We start from the raw sequence: 16615 nt of genomic DNA on the forward strand, positions 1-16615 counted from the left end.
CAATTCCCTTTTGGTAGGACCTATAATTTTGAAAGCGTCATTTCCCAAATCTGCTCCAACAGTTAACAAATTATTCCTCATATGTATCCCCCTTGGAAAAAATATTGTAGAGTGCTGTATCCCCCTGTCTGATAGCATAATTATATATCCCTAAATAGGTCAAATCAATAAAAAATGTTGAAAATACTAGGGTTCGACAAAACTTCTTATATACTTATAAAACTAGTGGCTTTTCGGCAATCTTAGTTTTTGACAAATGAGAAAGCCATCCTTTATCATGAAAATAGATAATAAAACAGATGATGAGGTGGTTCTTTTGGAAAATAGCAGGGAACTTAAAGTTATTCATATAGCATCCTGTAAAGGATGTGGAAGACCAATGAAAGATGAGTGGCATTTCTGTCCCCACTGTACAACAAAAGTAGAAATGCAGCCATGTAATTGCTGTTCTAAAGAGATAAAAGCAAATTGGAGATTTTGCCCGTTTTGTAAAACCGAAGTAAAAAAGGGCAGAAAGCAGAGACTGGTATTTGAACATGGAAACCAGTGGCTAAAAGAATTACTTGGACAATAATTTAGAAATGCGGTGAAGAAAGAATCTTCACCGCATTTTATTCTAGATTTCTCTTAACCTTTAAATATTCTTCTTCAGATATTTCACCCTTTGCATAACGCTCTTTCAAGATTTCCATAGGTCTGTTTGATTGAGTTGAAGTTCTGTTTGTATTTGAGTTATTAGACCTATCATTGTGAGAATTTGTTGTTAGTGTATTCATAATAAACACGACTAACCAGATGACAACAATAAATGATATAAGCGGGAACAAAAACACTAATGTCACCTCCTTTAAAAAGTTTAATCTAATTGTATCGAAAATTTATGGAGATTTTATGGAGAATTATCCGTGATGCACCAAACTACTCAAAAAGAAATCTATGATTGGTGCTTACTTAAGACCATCAACTTTCAATAAAAAGTTAACCCCAAAAGATAGTTTTTGCATGAAATGCAACATGCAGTGTAGCATATCAAGCACATGAAAAATCCAGATTTCTCACGCAATTGTAATAAAGTTACAGCAGTATGATGCATCAATTTTTTGCAGTACTAAATACAGAATATTTACAGGTTAACAGAATGGAGTATCAATTATTAATGATCTTCATTCTTTTTTTGTTTTTGGCATGATTGTTGCAATTAAACGATATATGAAAAATCAGTTGGCGATAGATGTAGTATATATAAGGATATTAGAAAGAGGTGGGAGATATGAAAAAGAAAATCGGTATCTCTATCATTTGTTTAGTACTTGTTGCGTTGATTATATACATTGGGACTATGTATCATCCACTGCAAAATGGTGTTTGTGGTTCAGAGGTGCTTGCACTGCGAACTGTTGGAATCATAATTGGAATAATGATACTAGGATCTGTATTGCTGGACTTCAAGCGGTCCATGATGTACAAAACGTTGTGTTTAGGCTGTGCAGCAGAGATGGAAGAAGATTGGGTTATGTGTCCTTATTGTGGCTTAGAAAGAAGGGGTGATGATCTGCGATGATATTGGTAGGAATGATAATATTCGCCTTAATCGTTTATCTTATCTATTCTGAAGACTCAAATAAATGTACATGTGAAATGGAAAATGCACGTGTGAAATGCTATAATTGTGGGCATTTAATAAAAGATGATTTTATATATTGTCCAAAATGTAAAGTAGAACTAAAAGAGAAATGTAAAGGCTGTGGCAAGTTTATTAATATTACTTGGCGAAACTGCCCGTACTGTAATGCTCCAAATGTCTAGAAATATAAGAGTATGTGCATGATAAAAAATCACCAAGTTTAATCAAATAGTTTAAATATATTCATTTCAATAGATTGGACTCATTTTCAATTACGTATATTGCATTGATACAAAATATTGCCTATACATTTGTGTTACTACTTAGTCATTTAAAAGTATAGGCATTTTTGTAATATAGAATAAAAGTCCGTACGTTCTTTTCAATTAATTCATAAAAGTGTATACATTATTGTAGCAAAGAGTAAAATAATTACTTTTCCATAGCAAATTCATGTACTCTAAGATTTTCTATAATAACAATTTTCATCTCTCAAAAGAATACAAAACTGTATATTACATTATATATTTTTCAATATCTTGTAACAATCGAAATATCAATAATTTAGAAGGTAAACAAGTAAACATTTTTATAAAAACTGATAAAAGTACATATGTTTGTGTGGCTATGCCTTCATAAGTTAAATTTCATATATAGTAGAGCAAGAACGGCGAGCGACGCGTGACATAAATAAACTGATTGCACATTTTTGCCAGTAATCAAAAGACCTGATAAAATTGCTACTCGATGATGACCCATCCAAGAGTAGCAATAATCAATGCGATATAAAGGATGATTGCCCTCAAAACCATAGCGAGGGTGGATAAAGTATTGCTCTCTCCATAAAAGATTTCCAGTCCAAAGCATTCCCTCGTAAAAAACTGGATTTAGTAATTATTTTTCAAGCAATTGGGAAAGGATAACCCCTAGGATGATAATTACAATCCCGGCGTATAAATGGACCTTTGACAGGACTTCGGCAGTCTTTGTAGTTTGTGTCATTGCCATTTGGTTTTCTTGGTTTTTAGGGGTAGACGGACTTATGAGGTTGCCCATTTTGGGTCCGTAAACAAATACCTGGAGCAGTAAAATGATAAACAGTATAGTTACCAAAATAAGCTTAAACGTCAGGGCAATCCCCGGGGACTCGTGGAAAATTGGGATCAGTTTGTCTTTCTTGTCATATGCGGCATAGAAGCCTGTAAGAACAAGAATGATGAGACTGGCCCATGTAAGACCTGAAAACTTTTTCATTGCTATGCCATTAATGCTGTGAGCCTTCATGTCGTCCAGTGTTTTTAGTGCCGGTTTGATTGCAAATTCACTATATATCATGCTGCCGATCCAGGTTACAGCAGCCAGAATGTGCAATGTACTTGATAGGGTATGAAGTATTTTTTCCATAACGTGAAAACCTCTCTTAAGTGAATTCGCTTCATCGATTATGCAGTTTAAATATTCCATAGTATATTGTGTCTTTATCAGAAATTTATTCATTAAATACTTCAATATCATATATTTAATCTTATAACTATATATTGTTAATGAAAAATAAAGTATAAAGGGGTGTTTTATATGGTTATTACTCCCGATGTGCCTAACCTTCCTTTTATAATGCGAAATGGTGTAAAATATTTTGAATTGGTTGCTGAACCGGTTACAAGGGAATTATTGCCGGGACTATATATGAAAGGTTGGGGATATAATGGCAGCATTCCAGGTCCAACCATCCAGGTCTATCCAGGTGATTATGTCAATATAAGAGTATATAACAGGCTTCCTGAAGCTACAAGTATTCATTGGCATGGATTAGATGTACCTAACGTTATGGACGGTGTACCTGACGTAGAACCGTCACCTGCGATTCAACCTAACCACTACTTTGATTATCACTTTAAAATCATTAACCCTCCCGGCACCCACATGTACCATACACACCATATTGCAGCAAAGCAGGAGATGATGGGGCTTGGAGGTGGGTTTATTATTTTAGAGCCTGATGAACATAAAAGTAATATACAGCGTGATTACTTTATTATGCTGCAAGAATTCCATGTTAAAAGCTTGCAACCGCATGAAGTTAAGCCGGGCATATTTGATATTGACCCATACGGACATACCTTTAATTTTTTTACGATGAATGGGCGAAGTTTCCCATATACAACACCATTAGATGTTAAATATGGTGACAATGTACGAATCAGGTTAGGGAATATCCAGGAAGGTGCTCATCCTATCCATATTCACGGACACCAGTATTATGTGACTGCTGCTGATGGAAATTCAATCCCTGTTCATAACAGACTGCTGAAAAGTACGATTCTGGTAGCTTCTGGTGAAACATGGGATGTTGAGTTTGAGGCGAACAACCACGGCATCTGGCCTTTCCACTGCCACATTCCGCACCACATGAGCAACAATCTAACCAATCCCACCGGGGGTATGTTTACGACGATTATATATCGAGATTGATATTTTCTAACCCTGTGCATAATGCTATCTATAACAACATATTTACTTTACAACATTGCTTTTTGATGCAATGTAAAGCTGTCCATCTGTCTGAAGGCCAGCGAATATAACCTCTTCAACATTTTTTATATTTCTAGTCTGCAACTGTTCTGATAACCATTTTGTATCCAAGTTTAGCATTTTCAAATGAGACGCCATAATTTGTCCGTTTATAATCAACTCTGTCATTAGCCCTTTATAATTGGTAGAAATATTCAAATCCTTTGGTGTTACATGATTGTATGAAGATTTTTTGAGTATACTTAACTTACTATTAGACTCTAAAATTGCGAATTCAATTTCCGTTATGTCAAAAACATCCTTTTGCCGAAGCCGCATGAGAAGATCATCCATATGATACCTTATTCTCGACATATTTTTATCGAGTAATTTTCCGTTTTGAATAATGATTAAAGGTTCACTGTCTACAATTTTTCTAAAGGTTAAATTTTTTAAAGAGATATATCCGATCAAAATAGGTAGGATACTCCATACTATAGTAGCAGTTATTCCATCCAACGTATTAATGGACCGGTCAACAGCGATACTGGCAATGATTGAGCCTATGGTAATTGAAACAATGTGGTCAAAATATGTAAGCTCTGACAAGTGTTTTCTTCCCATTATACGAGTCAGAAGAAGAAGCCCAAAAATGTTACTGTAGATTTTATAAAGATGCCGATATAGCCATTCATAGAATCCCTCTTAGTATTTGAAATACATCTTATTGATACAAGTAATGCCTTGTCATCGGCAGATTATTGTTGATTCCTTTGGAAAAACCGATCTGGTGAATGTTGAGGTCACTTGCCTGAAAGGCAGCAGCGCAGGAGTTGAGGTACAGCCACCACATTCGGACAAAGCGCTCGCCGTATTTTTCACGGACAGAATCCACATTCGCTTCAAAATTTTTGGCCCAGTGCTCTAATGTTCTTGCATAATGCAGTCGCAAACTTTCCACGTCCAAAAGGTGAAAACCATGTTCTGACAAGAGCCAGATCAACTCGCGGTTCGAAGGGATATAACCCCCAGGGAAAATATACTTGCTGATCCAACGGTTGCAGGAACCTTCAATCGGTCCAGTAATACAGTGCAGGATGGATACCCCACCAGGGACAAGAAGCTTGTTTACCGTTTCCATGTATTTGGGCAGGTTTGCCCTTCCTACATGCTCCACCATCCCGATGCTGACGATTTTATCGAATTTTTGCCCGCTTTCCGCAAGCTCTCGGTAATCCATGAGTTTCACATCTACCTGCCCAGAAAGACCGTACTCTTCAATCCGCTGTTTTGTTTTGTTATACTGCTCCTCGCTCAGGGTGATGCCTAATGCCTTTACCCCATACTGCTGAGCGGCACGGATAATCAGCCAGCCCCATCCGCTCCCGATATCCAGGAGGGATTCACCAGGATGAAGGTTTAATTTTTTCAGGGTATAATCAATTTTTTGAAGCTGTGCCTTGTACAAGGAATCATCGGGCGAGCAGAAATAGGCACAGGAGTAGCTCATGGTTTCATCCAGCCACAGCTGATAAAAATCGTTTCCCAGATCATAATGGTGTTGGACATCCTTTTGTTGTTTGCGAAACGATGTTGATCTATTTTCTTGTGAAAGAATCCTTCGCAGCCCGCGAAATTCTCTTTTCCGGAAAAAGGGGATATCCAGGTTAAAAATAGTCTCAATAATTTCCTGTAGATTTCCCTCAAAGTCGATGATTCCGTCCATATAAGCCTCGCCAAAAGCAAGGGATGGATCTCTTAATATTTTTGCTTTTGAAATTCTTTTTTTAAAGATAATCTTAAAGGCAGGGTCTCTTTGACCATAATTCACATTGGTTCCATCCCAGAAATCAATGGCAAAGGAGGCATTTCCTATTTTGCTAGATAATTTTTGCAGGATAATTTTTTCCATATTTTCACCCTCTTTATTTAAAATTCTTAACATGGCGTTTCAATATTTCGAATAGACAATTGTATCCTATTCAGGCGTAAGGTGTTAATAAAATCTTATATTTCACTTTTTTGCATGAACTTTTAAAAAAGAAAAACCTGTCATATTTGGAATTTTAACTATGATAGATAGGTTTTCCCACTCGTAAAATTATTATGTGTCAGGTGAAAATAATGGAAATGACTTGTAGATAATCGAGTTCAAAACAAAGTAAATTAATATAGAAGATGGTAATATATCTTTTTGATTACTTATAGAATAGTTTGTTAGACGTATCGGCATACTAGTATTGGATTAAAGGAGGTGATATTATGGCAAACAAACAGCAAATTCAACAATGTATTACCGATTGTACCGCTACAGCTAATATGCTTCGTACGGCAACAAATGCTATTCCAAAGGCAAGTGTTCGTGAAATGCTTACTCTGGGAGCCGGTCATATCGAAATGTGTATTCGTCAATGTGAAAATGCAAATATGCAGCAATAAAAACAGTGAATTATATTAAATTTAATGATAAGGAGGATGTACACATATGGCGACAAATCCTGCTAACGATATTCAGCAATGCATCCAAAAATGTCAACAGACAGCACAACAACTTGAAAGTATGGCAAATCAAGAAACAAATGTTCAAGTAAAGTCGATGCTTAAAGAAGCTGCTCATCACCTGGATCTGTGCATAGAAGAATGTCAGTTTTCTGTGGAAGCAGTTCAAGCACCTACCATGTAATACAAAAAAGCCTGTGAGTTAATTCATCACAAGGCTTTTTCTTATCTATTGCGTTTTCCCTTGTTTCATCATGTTCTTAACTTCTTGCTGTAATTGGGAGAGATTTTGCAATTTTGTATCCCTTAATTGGGTGAAGAGCTGCCTTACTTCAGGATTAGTAATTTCTATCATGTATTTATTGTACATAGTCTGTAACATCATCTCATCCTGTAGGGCATCCTGCAATAAATCTATGGTATTCATTTCAGTTCCCTCCTTTTTTAAACGATTGAAAACTTTGGCATTGTTTGGGATAAGGTACTATAGTGATTGCGAGCCCCTTGTTCCATTCCTTTTAGCATTTGTTTGAGTTTAGGATCGTTAATCTGCTGAGAAAGCTGGGCATACTTTTTAGCGATACTTTCTTCATGAAATAGCATTTCTTTAAAAGCATTGTTCATTATTTCTTGTTCCGTAAGCATTTTTTTAAACCTCCCTATTCTTGCGTTTTTACAGTGTAATATAGCTCACCAGAAGAGTCAATCATTACTGCATAGACATCCTCTATATTTGTTATACCTTTTCTAAGCAGCTGATTTTTTAACCAGCTATTATCATATCCTAATTCTTTTAAATTTTCTTCAACAACCTTCCCATCATTCATAAGAAGAGTAGGAAGACCACCGCCCATTGTTTGAATATTTAAATCCTTTGGAGTTACAGGCTGATAATCGGATTTTTTGAGAACACTTACGTGACCACTAGTTTCTAAGACCGCTGCCTCTATCTCACTAATGTTGGGTGCATCTATACTTCTCATATCAGATAACAACAGTTCTAACGGGAAAAACGCTTTTGCCATATTAGGTCGGAGAATTTTTCCTCCTGAAATTAATGGTATGGATTTTCCTAATACTATCTTAGCAAAGATTCTATTTTTTACAGCGATATATGAAATAAGATAGTGAAGAATGTATATAACAACAATAATAGCAACCGTGTTAATAAAACTTATTTTCGCTTCAAATAAGGGCGCTGCAGTAATTCCACCCATCATCCAGAAAAATGCAAAGTCATATCCTGCAAATTGTCCGCCAGCCCTGTGAGGTAAGACTTTTCCTTCAATATATAATAGAAATCCGACTGCAATACTGCGTAAAGCGAATACAAAGGGACTGATTTCATGAGCGCTTCCAAATACCTTTTTTAATAGTTCCAATTCTATCACTTCCTTAAATTTAGACACTTACATAAACTGTTCCATTTGCCTCCAACATAGCTAAAAATACATCTTTCAGATTCATAATTCCCTTTTCCCTTAACCTTGTTATTAGCCACTCATGGTCTAGGCCCATCTGATGAAGATTCATTTCGTCTATCTTACCATCATAAATAAGAATTGTAGGCAGCGCTACCATTTTGGGCGGTAAGTTCATTTGTTTTCGCGTTAGAGGTAGCGCTTCAGGCTTTTTGATAACACTGATTTTTCCATAGGGTTCCAATACGATGGAGTCGATTTCTGATAGATTAGGAGCTCCTTTTAACCTTAATTGTCCTAAAAGGTTATCCAGCGTTACATGACAGTCAAGCATATTTTCTCTGAGAAACATGCCCCCCTTCATAAGTATTGTCGGTTTCCGATCGATTGCTTTAGGCCATTTTATATCCAAATAGGACAGTAATACATTCACGAAGGCATATACGAAAACAATTACGATTCCAGAGGTAAGAGAAGATTCAGGATTTAGCATTCGAATGGCAGCTAAACTGACGATACCGGCGGCTACCAGATAATTATGACCTGATAAAATCCCTACTTGACGATGGCCCATCATACGAGTTGCAATAATTAATGCAATATAAAGGATGACAGCCCTTAAAGCTAAGGCGAAAACTGATAAATCTTTACTCCCTTCCATAAAGGATTTCCAATCCATAGCAAGTTCCTCCTAACTGACTTCCTTTAATTTTCTCTATTTGTGAAATACGCATTCCTCAGAGGCCTCATTTTGGGATTATACAATTATTGTTCTCAAAGAAGGAGCTAAAAATACAAAGCTCAAAGGGTTTACCTTCGAGCTTTGATATTGATTATTTACATATATTTATCATAGATAATCTCAAACATACTGAATTTTAGCTAACAGATTAAAGATAAATCGAAAATGCTGACGATACTCCTCTTTCGAAAATGGTAAATTGCAATCGTCATAATCTAATGATGTTCAATGGATAACAAAGAATAAATAGCAATTAATGATATCTTGGTGTCTCATATCACACTGGAATTGTTGGATTTAATACAGTGTGTAGAAGGGAAAAAACAATAAACTACTGAAATGAATGTCTCAAGTCATGGCACGACAATTGCATATATAATCTGTAGTTATAAATTGAGGAGGAAAAAAAGTGAAAGAACTATTTAGGGTTGGAGATCTTGGAATATATGTATTTGGCGTAGCAATTGCTTTCGGCATGCTAGCTGGATTATGGATTATGATGAAAGAAGCCAGAAGAAAAGGTATGGATAGCAGTAAAATGCTAGATTTAGCTCTATATACTATGATCGCTGCTGTTGTTGGGGCAAGAATATACTATATTTTGGCCTTTAATTTTGATCACTACCTTCAAAATCCTATAGAAATATTTCATTTCCGCAGTGGAGGTTTATCCATACAAGGGGCGCTAATATCAGGCGTTTTATTTGCTCTATGGTATACGAAGAAAAACAATATTTCATTTTTACAAGCTGCGGATACTTTTGCGCCAGGAATTATCATTGGACAGGCCATTGGGAGAATAGGTTGCGATGTATTTGGAGTTCCTATGAGAAATGTTTATCCATGGGCAGTAAAGGTTGGTAATCAATTATTACATCCTGCACAGCTATATGAAATGTTTTTAGATCTAATATTATTTGCCTATCTTTGGAGAGGGAGAACCAGGATAAAATACAATGGAGAATTATTTATAAAATATATTATAGGATTTTCAATAAATAGGGCTATCGTTGAATTTTTTAGAAGTAATCCTATCGTAATTCAACCTTTTTCAATAGCGCATATAACGAGCTTTGTTATCATTATTTTGGCGTTATTTATTGGAAGAATTATCAAGCGTAAGCAATCAGATTTTCAGAAGGATTTAGTAGGCAGTGAAGTCAATGTTTCAATTTTGGAATATGTATTCATTGCTGCTATTGGTTTGATAGGTACATGGATATATTACAACATTCATTAATAAGAAGGGCTGATACGATGACGAAATGGGATAAGCTATTAATAGCATTTATACTTGTTGCCAGTGTATTTGGAATGATATTTACCGCAGCTTCTGCGGCAAATGTTGGGCAAAGATATGCTACTGTGACTGTTGATGGTAAGGTTATTAAGAAGATATCCATTGAAAATAATGGAAAAGTAAAAAACTATGAATTTCAGTTCGGTAATCATACAGGATATATTGAAGCAAAGGATGGCGCTGTGCGAATGCTTGAAATGAGTAGAGCAATTTGTCCTGACGCCATATGTTCTGATACAGGCTGGATTAATAAGAAATATCAAAGCATTGTTTGCTTGCCTAATAGAATTGTTGTGAGCTTTGAAGATGGGCAAGAAGCAGATGTAGATATGATAGCATTTTAAATTACGGACAAACTAACAAAAATACTGGTTCAATCGCTAAGGGGATTGAATCGTTCAAAGGGAGTGACAAAAATGGATAACCATACGGAGAAAATAAGAAGAAGGTTCGATAGGGTATCGACTTTATATGATGTATTGGAAAGTCCCATGGAATTAATGGCACTGAAAAAATGGCGATTAGAAGTAATGAATGAGTTAAAAGGGAAAGTACTTGAAGTAGGGGTTGGCACAGGAAAAAACATAGAACACTATCCTGAAGGGTTAGATATAACAGCCATTGATTTTAGTGAGAAGATGTTAGCCAAAGCAAAGGATAAAGCAGAAAGACTTGGAAAAAAGGTAGATCTTAGGAACATGGATGTACAAAAGTTAGAATTTCCAGACCAGACCTTTGATACCATATTCACAACCTGTGTTTTTTGCTCTGTACCTGATCCGATAAAAGGGTTGAAAGAGATGGGACGGGTATGTAAATCAAACGGAAAAATCATCATGATCGAACATGTAAGAAGTGAAAGCGCGGTATTAGGGCTGGTGATGGATCTATTCAATCCGCTGGTTGTAAACCTTTATGGTGCAAATATTAATAGGCGTACTGTGGAGAATGTGTACAAAGCTGGTTTTACCAAGGTTGAGGTTAGTAACCTCTCTAGTGATATTGTAAAGAAAATACAAATATTCTGCTAGGAAGTAGGGTTGTTTTATGTAGTTAGAGTAAACAACTAGGGAGGGTTTGGAACACTGATTGCTGAAAGTTTCTGTACAAAAAACTCCTGTTGAACTGGCTTCAGAACAAGTGACGCATTATGAAAATGATTTGTGGCAATGAACGAATATGTGGAGAATAGTAGAACCCTATAGCAATGAAGTGCAAGAGCAAATTATTAAGAACTAAAGTTTCCAAGAAGATAGATGGGAACCCTTAATTACGGGTTCCCATCTATCTTTTTAAGTTGTAAGTAAATATCAGTTTTTCGGCAATATGCAAATGGATTAATCCAATTATATATTTTTAGTATAAGGGGCGAATAATGTTTTAAATACTATATAAAATAATACCTTAATCTTCACTTTCTTCAGAGTCAAATAGGTTAGTTTTATAGGCTTTAACGGACATAAGATTTTAGATCATTTGGGCCAAATTGCAGCATCAACAGGGTTTGCGTGCCATTCTGGTCTTACTACCTATTCCCTGTACTAAAGGCTATGGGTGTTTCAGAAGAACAAGGACGTGGAGCAATCCGCTTTAGTCTTGGAAGGTATACTATGAAAAGAAGATATAAATTTCGTTCTTGAAAAATTAGAAAATATTATTATATAGTTACTTTCATCACAATAGCAAGAGCCTATCTAGACTGGTTTATTCATAAACTTTGCCTAAATAGGCTCTAAGTTCTTTATATGCCATAGAAAAAAGGTTTAAAAGTTCAATGAAAATTAGACGAAGTCAAATCCCAAATTCACAACCGATAGTTTTCTTAGCGTTAAGTCGGAAATGTTGGCGTGATCCAAAATATAGAAAAAAATTCGCCTATACGATGGTATAGGATTCATATTATAAGTGATTGAGAAGCCAAAGCAAATCTTGGTTTGCGGTCATAAAGGATCATGGCTCACTGCTTGAAAACGGTATCTGAAATGTAGGGGTGTTCCGTCCTACCAAACCGAAATACTTGCAAAAGGAAAGATATATTCTACCAAATAGAAGAGATCTTTCCTTTTGTATATTGCAGTTTTGCGCGAATCATTTCCATGCAGAAAATTTGCTTGTGGCTGTTTTTTACACGAATCGTTGCCGTATACCTTATTGTAAAAGTATTTCATATATGAGGTGGAAATGATGAAATTATTTGACGATTTGAAAATTCAGGCTGAAAAAATAAAAAAAGACCTAAGTATTTTGTACTTGGCCTATAGAAAACCTGAAGTTCCTTGGTATGCTAAAGTTTTCATTGCTTTGATAGTTGGTTACGCTCTAAGCCCTGTAGATCTAATACCTGATTTTGTTCCGATATTAGGATATCTAGATGATCTCATTTTAATTCCAATAGGTATTACTTTAGCCATCAAATTAATTCCTGCGGAAGTTATTGAATCTTGCAGATTAGAAGCAGAAGATTTGTTTAAAGATGGGAAACCTAAAAGTTGGAAAGCTGGGGCTATTATCATCTTAGTATGGTTACTGGTTGCTGTATTTGTAATTCATAAATTCACAAGATAGACAACAAGCGGAATTGTTGGGTTAATTTCTAGTCTTGTAGGAAGTGCTGAACCAATTAGAGTGCCTTTTCTTTTGTAGCTAGATCTCTCGCGAATTTAGGCAGGAGAAAAACTATCATGGTTTTGCAACAAGAAAGTGTTTTTGTCTTAAAAATGTAAATAGCGTATGAAACTTATACTTTTGCATGTTTAATCTTTAAAGTGGGCTAAAAGCAAGAAATAGCTCTAATGGTTACCTTAGCGTGGGATTTGACAATGTTGGCGAGACCCCTAATAGGCGTTATTTTTGGTGCTATATGGATAAATAAAAACAAAGTAGATTAACATAAATTGGAATCTACTTTGCTTCTGATGCTACCACTACCCCTTTACTATTATTGCTGCTTATTCAATTGATTATTTTGGCTTAAGTAATCTAGCCTGTCGTTTAAAAATTGTAAATGCCTATCAATATCCGATTTCATACCGTTGAACATCTGTTTTGCTTGTTGATCTTCGGTTGATTCTGCCATCATCGAATAACTGCCTTTCGCAGCTTCACAGGATGCTATTGCTTTTTGCAAATCACTTTGTACAGTCAAACTAATCACCTCTCTTTCGTTGATGATAGTTTAACCAAAATGTATTGAATAATTCTATATTTAGATTTATCTTGATTTTTCCATTACATCACTTCTAAATTATTTTCATCTATATCCTTTATCGCAAGATATTTTTATTTTATGAATTAAAGGAAACTTCAAAAAGGGGTTTCCTTTAATAAGGTTATAACATCAACATTATTCTTAAAAAGAGCCAATATTTTAGCCGCGGTTTTATTCTGTGCAGTTTTTACACGAATCGTTTTCGTATCCCACATAAATTGGAATCTACTTTACCTCTGGATGCGATACTCCTACGACCGTTCCACTCGACAATTTACATAAATTTACATTTACTTTTCAGTACATAACACGGTTGCTGGTATTACCCCTACATGCTTGCTTATCAATACTTCCCCACATGGAAGGGTTTTATAGCAGCAAATATTCTAATCTCTGCCATCTTTTCCTTTCTGTCGGAGCCGCTGCTTGTATGGCTAGGTCTTTATGAACTCCACGGATGGAAATACATTTATTCCTTTCCCATCTATGTTGCTATTGCGATTGTAAGCAAGTGGATTACAGAATTCTTTGCCAGAAAGCAGGCAGCCTCTGTAAATAAGCATGAAAGAAGCTGAAGCACCATAATAAACTTCATCGTTTTTTTTGAAACTTATTGTTATGTTTATAGAACAGAAGCTCGTAATTCATTGCTTCCCACGAATTATGGGCTTTTCAATATTTAGTACAATTCATTAAAATATATAAAAATGAATTATAGTTGTAATTGCAACTATTATACGATATAATATAGTTGCAAATGCAACTATATACTAGGAGGAATTATGGTGGATTTAACAACGGAAAGCATAGGGAAATGGATTTCTCTTTTATATCGATATTCTCAAACCTACTTAAATGAAGAACTAGAACAGTTTAATCTGGGTAGTGGTCAGTATATTTTTTTGTTACATCTATATGGTAAGGATGGTATTAATCAAGCGGAGCTCTCATCAAGGATCTGTATTGATAAAAGTACTACTGCAAGAGCAATAGACCATCTGGTAAAAGAAGAATATGTGGTTAGAAAGGAAGATCCTGAAGATAAAAGAGCTTATAAAATATATATTACGGAAAAGGCCTTGCAGATAAAGCCAAGCTTACATGAGGTATTGGAGCGATGGAATAATATTATTGCAGATGGGTTTTCAATGGAAGAAAGGCGGTATTTACTCAATTCCCTGCAAAAGATGTCTGACAATGTTTTATCCTACTATAAAACCTATGAAGAATAGACGTAATGAAAGAAGCAAAGTTTTATGGAAAGATCTATGAAAAATAATCAGAAAGGAGGTGGAAATGATGCCAGTGATTACATTGGATGGCCCGAAGCTTACCAAAGAACAAAAGGCTCAACTTGTAAAGGAATTTGTCACAAAGGCCAGCGAAATACTTAATCTTCCTGAACAAGCTTTTGTTACCATTGTTCGAGAAAATGACTTTGACAACATAGGCAATGGAACGACATTACTATCTGATAGACATAAGTAACGCTTATACAACAGATGGGCATTGCGTTGTAGATTTTAGTATTCAACCAGACTTGTACGCTTCTGTAACATATACTTTTTTGTACAAGTCTGGTGCTTTCTTAAAATCCAATACATAAAAACCATGGTTTTAAAACTTAAAATAAAGGAGGGACCAACATGGAAAGCAAAATTGGGAAGGCGATTAAACTAAATTCTTCCCCCGTTGCAGTACTTTGGGCAGATCAAAAACCTGAAAATGCTGTTCAATTTAAAGAAGATAAATGGGGCTGTGTGATATCCATGATAAATATAGCTTCAAAAGGCCGGACTGCGGTTTTCGACGAGAAAACATGCGGCTGTACGGGTGGAGCCACAGGGATCGGATTTAAGAGGTTTGAAATGGGTTTCATCGAGCATTTTTTATCCGTAGGGATTCCAGGAAAGGTTGAAGGTGAATGCTACCGGAAAACACCTGAATTGGCAAAAGGTTTTATTGACAGCTTACCGGAAGTCACTATTCCTACAAAGTATGTTGTCCTAAAAACATTGGAAATGGTTGAAGAAGATGAAGTACCTGAAGCAATCATTTTCCTTGTAAACGCCGACCAGCTTTCAGCATGTGTAACTCTTGCAAATTTTGATAAACCATCAAAAGATAATGTATTGATTTTGGCAGCTGCTGGATGTCATCAGACTATATTGGAGGTTATCGCCCAGGGTAGATCGGAAAGCCCAAAAGCACTGATCGGCTTAACCGATATCTCTGCACGGAAGTGTATTGACAAAGATCTTTTGTCTTTTGCGCTGCCTTATAAAAGATTTGTTGAATTGGAGTCCTTCGTAGAAGAAAGCTTTTTAACAAAAAAAGACTGGATTCATGTATCTCAAAGAATTATTTAACCTTCATTGTATACGACATTGCCCATATAGAGTTTACGCTATACATTATAGGCCCTTGATTTCTTAAGGGCTTTTTTTATTTACCCATGAAAACAAATCTGTTATAGGGAGATATTCATTATAAGGGGGCATTGATCATTAATAAAATTAAGTAAAGCTCAAATAAATACCGTTAATAATCTGAATTTTATATATTTTATGAACAATAAAAGGAGATTTAGATGATAATTTAAGTACAAATAGAATAATATTTACAAATACTAAAATTATTTTAGTTTAATCAAATGATAATTGATGAGGTGCTAAACATGGAAGATAATATGGGACAAAAAATTAAGGAACTGAGAGCTTCAAAAAAAATAACCCTTAAGGAGTTAAGTAAAAAAACAGGTTTATCAATTGCTTTCCTGTCACAGCTAGAGAGAGGATTGACCTCTGCTGCTATAATGTCTCTAAAAAATATAGCAGAAGCATTGGAAGTAGATATTTCATACTTTTTTGCACCCCCCTTTGAAAATTCTAAGCGGGTAATCAGAGGGTATGAGCAAGAGATATTCCATATAGAGAACTCTAAGTTTATATACTATAATTTGGTAAACGACGCAGAAGGAAAAGCATTGACGCCGTTTTTAGTGACCATCTATCCAGAACGAGGACAGGATGAAGTGATTCCATACGCTCATGAGGGAGAAGAATTTATTTATGTGTTGGAGGGCATTTTGACCCTTTATCTTGAGCGTGAGAAGTATGATTTATATCCGGGTGACAGCCTGCATATAGATTCTTCGATTCCTCACAATTGGGCAAATTTTACCAATAAAGTAGTTAAAATACTGTCTGTAAACACTCCAAAGATTTTTGAAATCAAAAAACCTAGATAATCTCTTGAAAACGAGAACAGAACAGTCGCTAACAGTAAATATGTACATAATGATCTCTAC

General features: G+C 35.5%; 24 protein-coding genes. 15 read left to right on the forward strand and 9 right to left on the reverse strand.

Going from position 1 to position 16615, the window contains the following annotated elements:
* Positions 1-277: 277 nt before the first annotated feature.
* Positions 278-574 (forward strand): zinc ribbon domain-containing protein, encoded by a 297-nt coding sequence (locus HNQ80_RS10415; protein WP_184310592.1) that lies wholly within the window; start codon positions 278-280, stop codon positions 572-574.
* A gap of 37 nt (positions 575-611) precedes the next feature.
* On the opposite strand, the gene HNQ80_RS26660 is transcribed toward HNQ80_RS10415, so the two are convergent.
* Positions 612-776 carry an SHOCT domain-containing protein gene (locus tag HNQ80_RS26660; RefSeq protein WP_184310714.1) on the reverse strand — a complete coding sequence of 55 codons (165 nt, stop codon included), beginning with the start codon at positions 774-776 and terminating at the stop codon, positions 612-614.
* A gap of 494 nt (positions 777-1270) precedes the next feature.
* Here HNQ80_RS26660 and HNQ80_RS10425 point away from each other — a divergent pair, with 494 nt between their 5' ends.
* Together HNQ80_RS10425 and HNQ80_RS26665 are read left to right on the forward strand one after the other, a co-directional pair.
* Entirely contained in the window at positions 1271-1561 is a 291-nt protein-coding gene (locus tag HNQ80_RS10425; protein ID WP_184310593.1) for a hypothetical protein, read from the forward strand.
* A 77-nt stretch (positions 1562-1638) separates the two neighbouring features.
* Complete coding sequence (locus HNQ80_RS26665; protein WP_408626314.1) at positions 1639-1806, forward strand: double zinc ribbon domain-containing protein; 168 nt, start codon at positions 1639-1641, stop codon at positions 1804-1806.
* A gap of 712 nt (positions 1807-2518) precedes the next feature.
* Here HNQ80_RS26665 and HNQ80_RS10435 read toward each other — a convergent pair.
* The gene (locus HNQ80_RS10435; protein WP_184310595.1) at positions 2519-3028 is read right to left on the reverse strand and encodes a DUF4149 domain-containing protein; all 510 of its coding nucleotides are present in this window, start codon (positions 3026-3028) and stop codon (positions 2519-2521) included.
* Positions 3029-3199: 171 nt separating this feature from the next.
* Here HNQ80_RS10435 and HNQ80_RS10440 point away from each other — a divergent pair, with 171 nt between their 5' ends.
* On the forward strand, positions 3200-4096 hold the full coding sequence (locus tag HNQ80_RS10440; RefSeq protein WP_184310596.1) for a multicopper oxidase family protein: 897 nt from the start codon (positions 3200-3202) through the stop codon (positions 4094-4096).
* Between the two features lie 42 nt (positions 4097-4138).
* Here HNQ80_RS10440 and HNQ80_RS10445 read toward each other — a convergent pair whose 3' ends face one another.
* Positions 4139-4801, reverse strand: coding sequence for a DUF421 domain-containing protein (locus tag HNQ80_RS10445; protein ID WP_330602836.1), 663 nt, complete (start codon positions 4799-4801; stop codon positions 4139-4141).
* Between the two features lie 58 nt (positions 4802-4859).
* The gene (locus HNQ80_RS10450) at positions 4860-6047 is read right to left on the reverse strand and encodes an SAM-dependent methyltransferase (RefSeq protein WP_184310598.1); all 1188 of its coding nucleotides are present in this window, start codon (positions 6045-6047) and stop codon (positions 4860-4862) included.
* A gap of 350 nt (positions 6048-6397) precedes the next feature.
* Here HNQ80_RS10450 and HNQ80_RS10455 point away from each other — a divergent pair, with 350 nt between their 5' ends.
* Together HNQ80_RS10455 and HNQ80_RS10460 are read left to right on the forward strand one after the other, a co-directional pair.
* Positions 6398-6574: a hypothetical protein gene (locus HNQ80_RS10455; RefSeq protein WP_184310599.1), complete on the forward strand. Its 177-nt coding sequence runs from the start codon at positions 6398-6400 to the stop codon at positions 6572-6574.
* A gap of 46 nt (positions 6575-6620) precedes the next feature.
* A complete protein-coding gene (locus HNQ80_RS10460; RefSeq protein WP_184310600.1) occupies positions 6621-6818 on the forward strand; it encodes a hypothetical protein in 198 nt (65 codons plus the stop codon).
* A gap of 45 nt (positions 6819-6863) precedes the next feature.
* Here the strand turns inward: HNQ80_RS10460 and HNQ80_RS10465 are convergent, their stop codons facing one another.
* From HNQ80_RS10465 to HNQ80_RS10480, 4 genes are read right to left on the reverse strand one after another with little or no spacing between them, the layout of a single operon-like run.
* A complete protein-coding gene (locus tag HNQ80_RS10465; RefSeq protein ID WP_184310601.1) occupies positions 6864-7061 on the reverse strand; it encodes a spore coat protein in 198 nt (65 codons plus the stop codon).
* A gap of 17 nt (positions 7062-7078) precedes the next feature.
* Positions 7079-7279 (reverse strand): hypothetical protein, encoded by a 201-nt coding sequence (locus HNQ80_RS10470; RefSeq protein WP_184310602.1) that lies wholly within the window; start codon positions 7277-7279, stop codon positions 7079-7081.
* Between the two features lie 14 nt (positions 7280-7293).
* Entirely contained in the window at positions 7294-8016 is a 723-nt protein-coding gene (locus HNQ80_RS10475; protein WP_184310603.1) for a YetF domain-containing protein, read from the reverse strand.
* Positions 8017-8035: 19 nt separating this feature from the next.
* A complete protein-coding gene (locus HNQ80_RS10480) occupies positions 8036-8734 on the reverse strand; it encodes a YetF domain-containing protein (protein ID WP_243183130.1) in 699 nt (232 codons plus the stop codon).
* Positions 8735-9206: 472 nt separating this feature from the next.
* Here HNQ80_RS10480 and lgt point away from each other — a divergent pair, with 472 nt between their 5' ends.
* The 4 genes from lgt (at position 9207) to HNQ80_RS10500 (ending at position 12662) form a co-directional block, all read left to right on the forward strand.
* The gene (gene lgt / locus HNQ80_RS10485) at positions 9207-10037 is read left to right on the forward strand and encodes a prolipoprotein diacylglyceryl transferase (RefSeq protein ID WP_184310604.1); all 831 of its coding nucleotides are present in this window, start codon (positions 9207-9209) and stop codon (positions 10035-10037) included.
* 17 nt (positions 10038-10054) lie between these two features.
* Positions 10055-10441 (forward strand): NusG domain II-containing protein, encoded by a 387-nt coding sequence (locus HNQ80_RS10490; RefSeq protein ID WP_184310605.1) that lies wholly within the window; start codon positions 10055-10057, stop codon positions 10439-10441.
* Positions 10442-10513: 72 nt separating this feature from the next.
* Positions 10514-11128, forward strand: a complete 615-nt coding sequence (locus HNQ80_RS10495; protein WP_184310606.1) for a class I SAM-dependent methyltransferase — start codon at positions 10514-10516, stop codon at positions 11126-11128.
* A gap of 1153 nt (positions 11129-12281) precedes the next feature.
* Positions 12282-12662: a YkvA family protein gene (locus HNQ80_RS10500; protein ID WP_184310607.1), complete on the forward strand. Its 381-nt coding sequence runs from the start codon at positions 12282-12284 to the stop codon at positions 12660-12662.
* A 373-nt stretch (positions 12663-13035) separates the two neighbouring features.
* Here the strand turns inward: HNQ80_RS10500 and HNQ80_RS10505 are convergent, their stop codons facing one another.
* The gene (locus HNQ80_RS10505) at positions 13036-13251 is read right to left on the reverse strand and encodes a DUF1657 domain-containing protein (protein ID WP_334297384.1); all 216 of its coding nucleotides are present in this window, start codon (positions 13249-13251) and stop codon (positions 13036-13038) included.
* A gap of 386 nt (positions 13252-13637) precedes the next feature.
* Here HNQ80_RS10505 and HNQ80_RS10510 point away from each other — a divergent pair, with 386 nt between their 5' ends.
* The 5 genes from HNQ80_RS10510 to HNQ80_RS10530 all read left to right on the forward strand — a co-directional run bounded on the left by HNQ80_RS10510 (position 13638) and on the right by HNQ80_RS10530 (position 16555).
* Positions 13638-13880, forward strand: coding sequence for a hypothetical protein (locus HNQ80_RS10510; RefSeq protein ID WP_184310609.1), 243 nt, complete (start codon positions 13638-13640; stop codon positions 13878-13880).
* Positions 13881-14090: 210 nt separating this feature from the next.
* Complete coding sequence (locus tag HNQ80_RS10515) at positions 14091-14537, forward strand: MarR family winged helix-turn-helix transcriptional regulator (protein WP_184310610.1); 447 nt, start codon at positions 14091-14093, stop codon at positions 14535-14537.
* A gap of 67 nt (positions 14538-14604) precedes the next feature.
* Positions 14605-14793, forward strand: a complete 189-nt coding sequence (gene dmpI / locus HNQ80_RS10520; protein WP_184310611.1) for a 4-oxalocrotonate tautomerase DmpI — start codon at positions 14605-14607, stop codon at positions 14791-14793.
* Positions 14794-14951: 158 nt separating this feature from the next.
* Entirely contained in the window at positions 14952-15674 is a 723-nt protein-coding gene (locus tag HNQ80_RS10525; RefSeq protein ID WP_184310612.1) for a DUF169 domain-containing protein, read from the forward strand.
* Positions 15675-15982: 308 nt separating this feature from the next.
* Positions 15983-16555 carry a cupin domain-containing protein gene (locus tag HNQ80_RS10530; protein ID WP_184310613.1) on the forward strand — a complete coding sequence of 191 codons (573 nt, stop codon included), beginning with the start codon at positions 15983-15985 and terminating at the stop codon, positions 16553-16555.
* Positions 16556-16615: the final 60 nt, after the last annotated feature.

Source organism: Anaerosolibacter carboniphilus (genome assembly GCF_014205875.1).
Lineage (GTDB): Bacteria > Bacillota > Clostridia > Peptostreptococcales > Thermotaleaceae > Anaerosolibacter > Anaerosolibacter carboniphilus.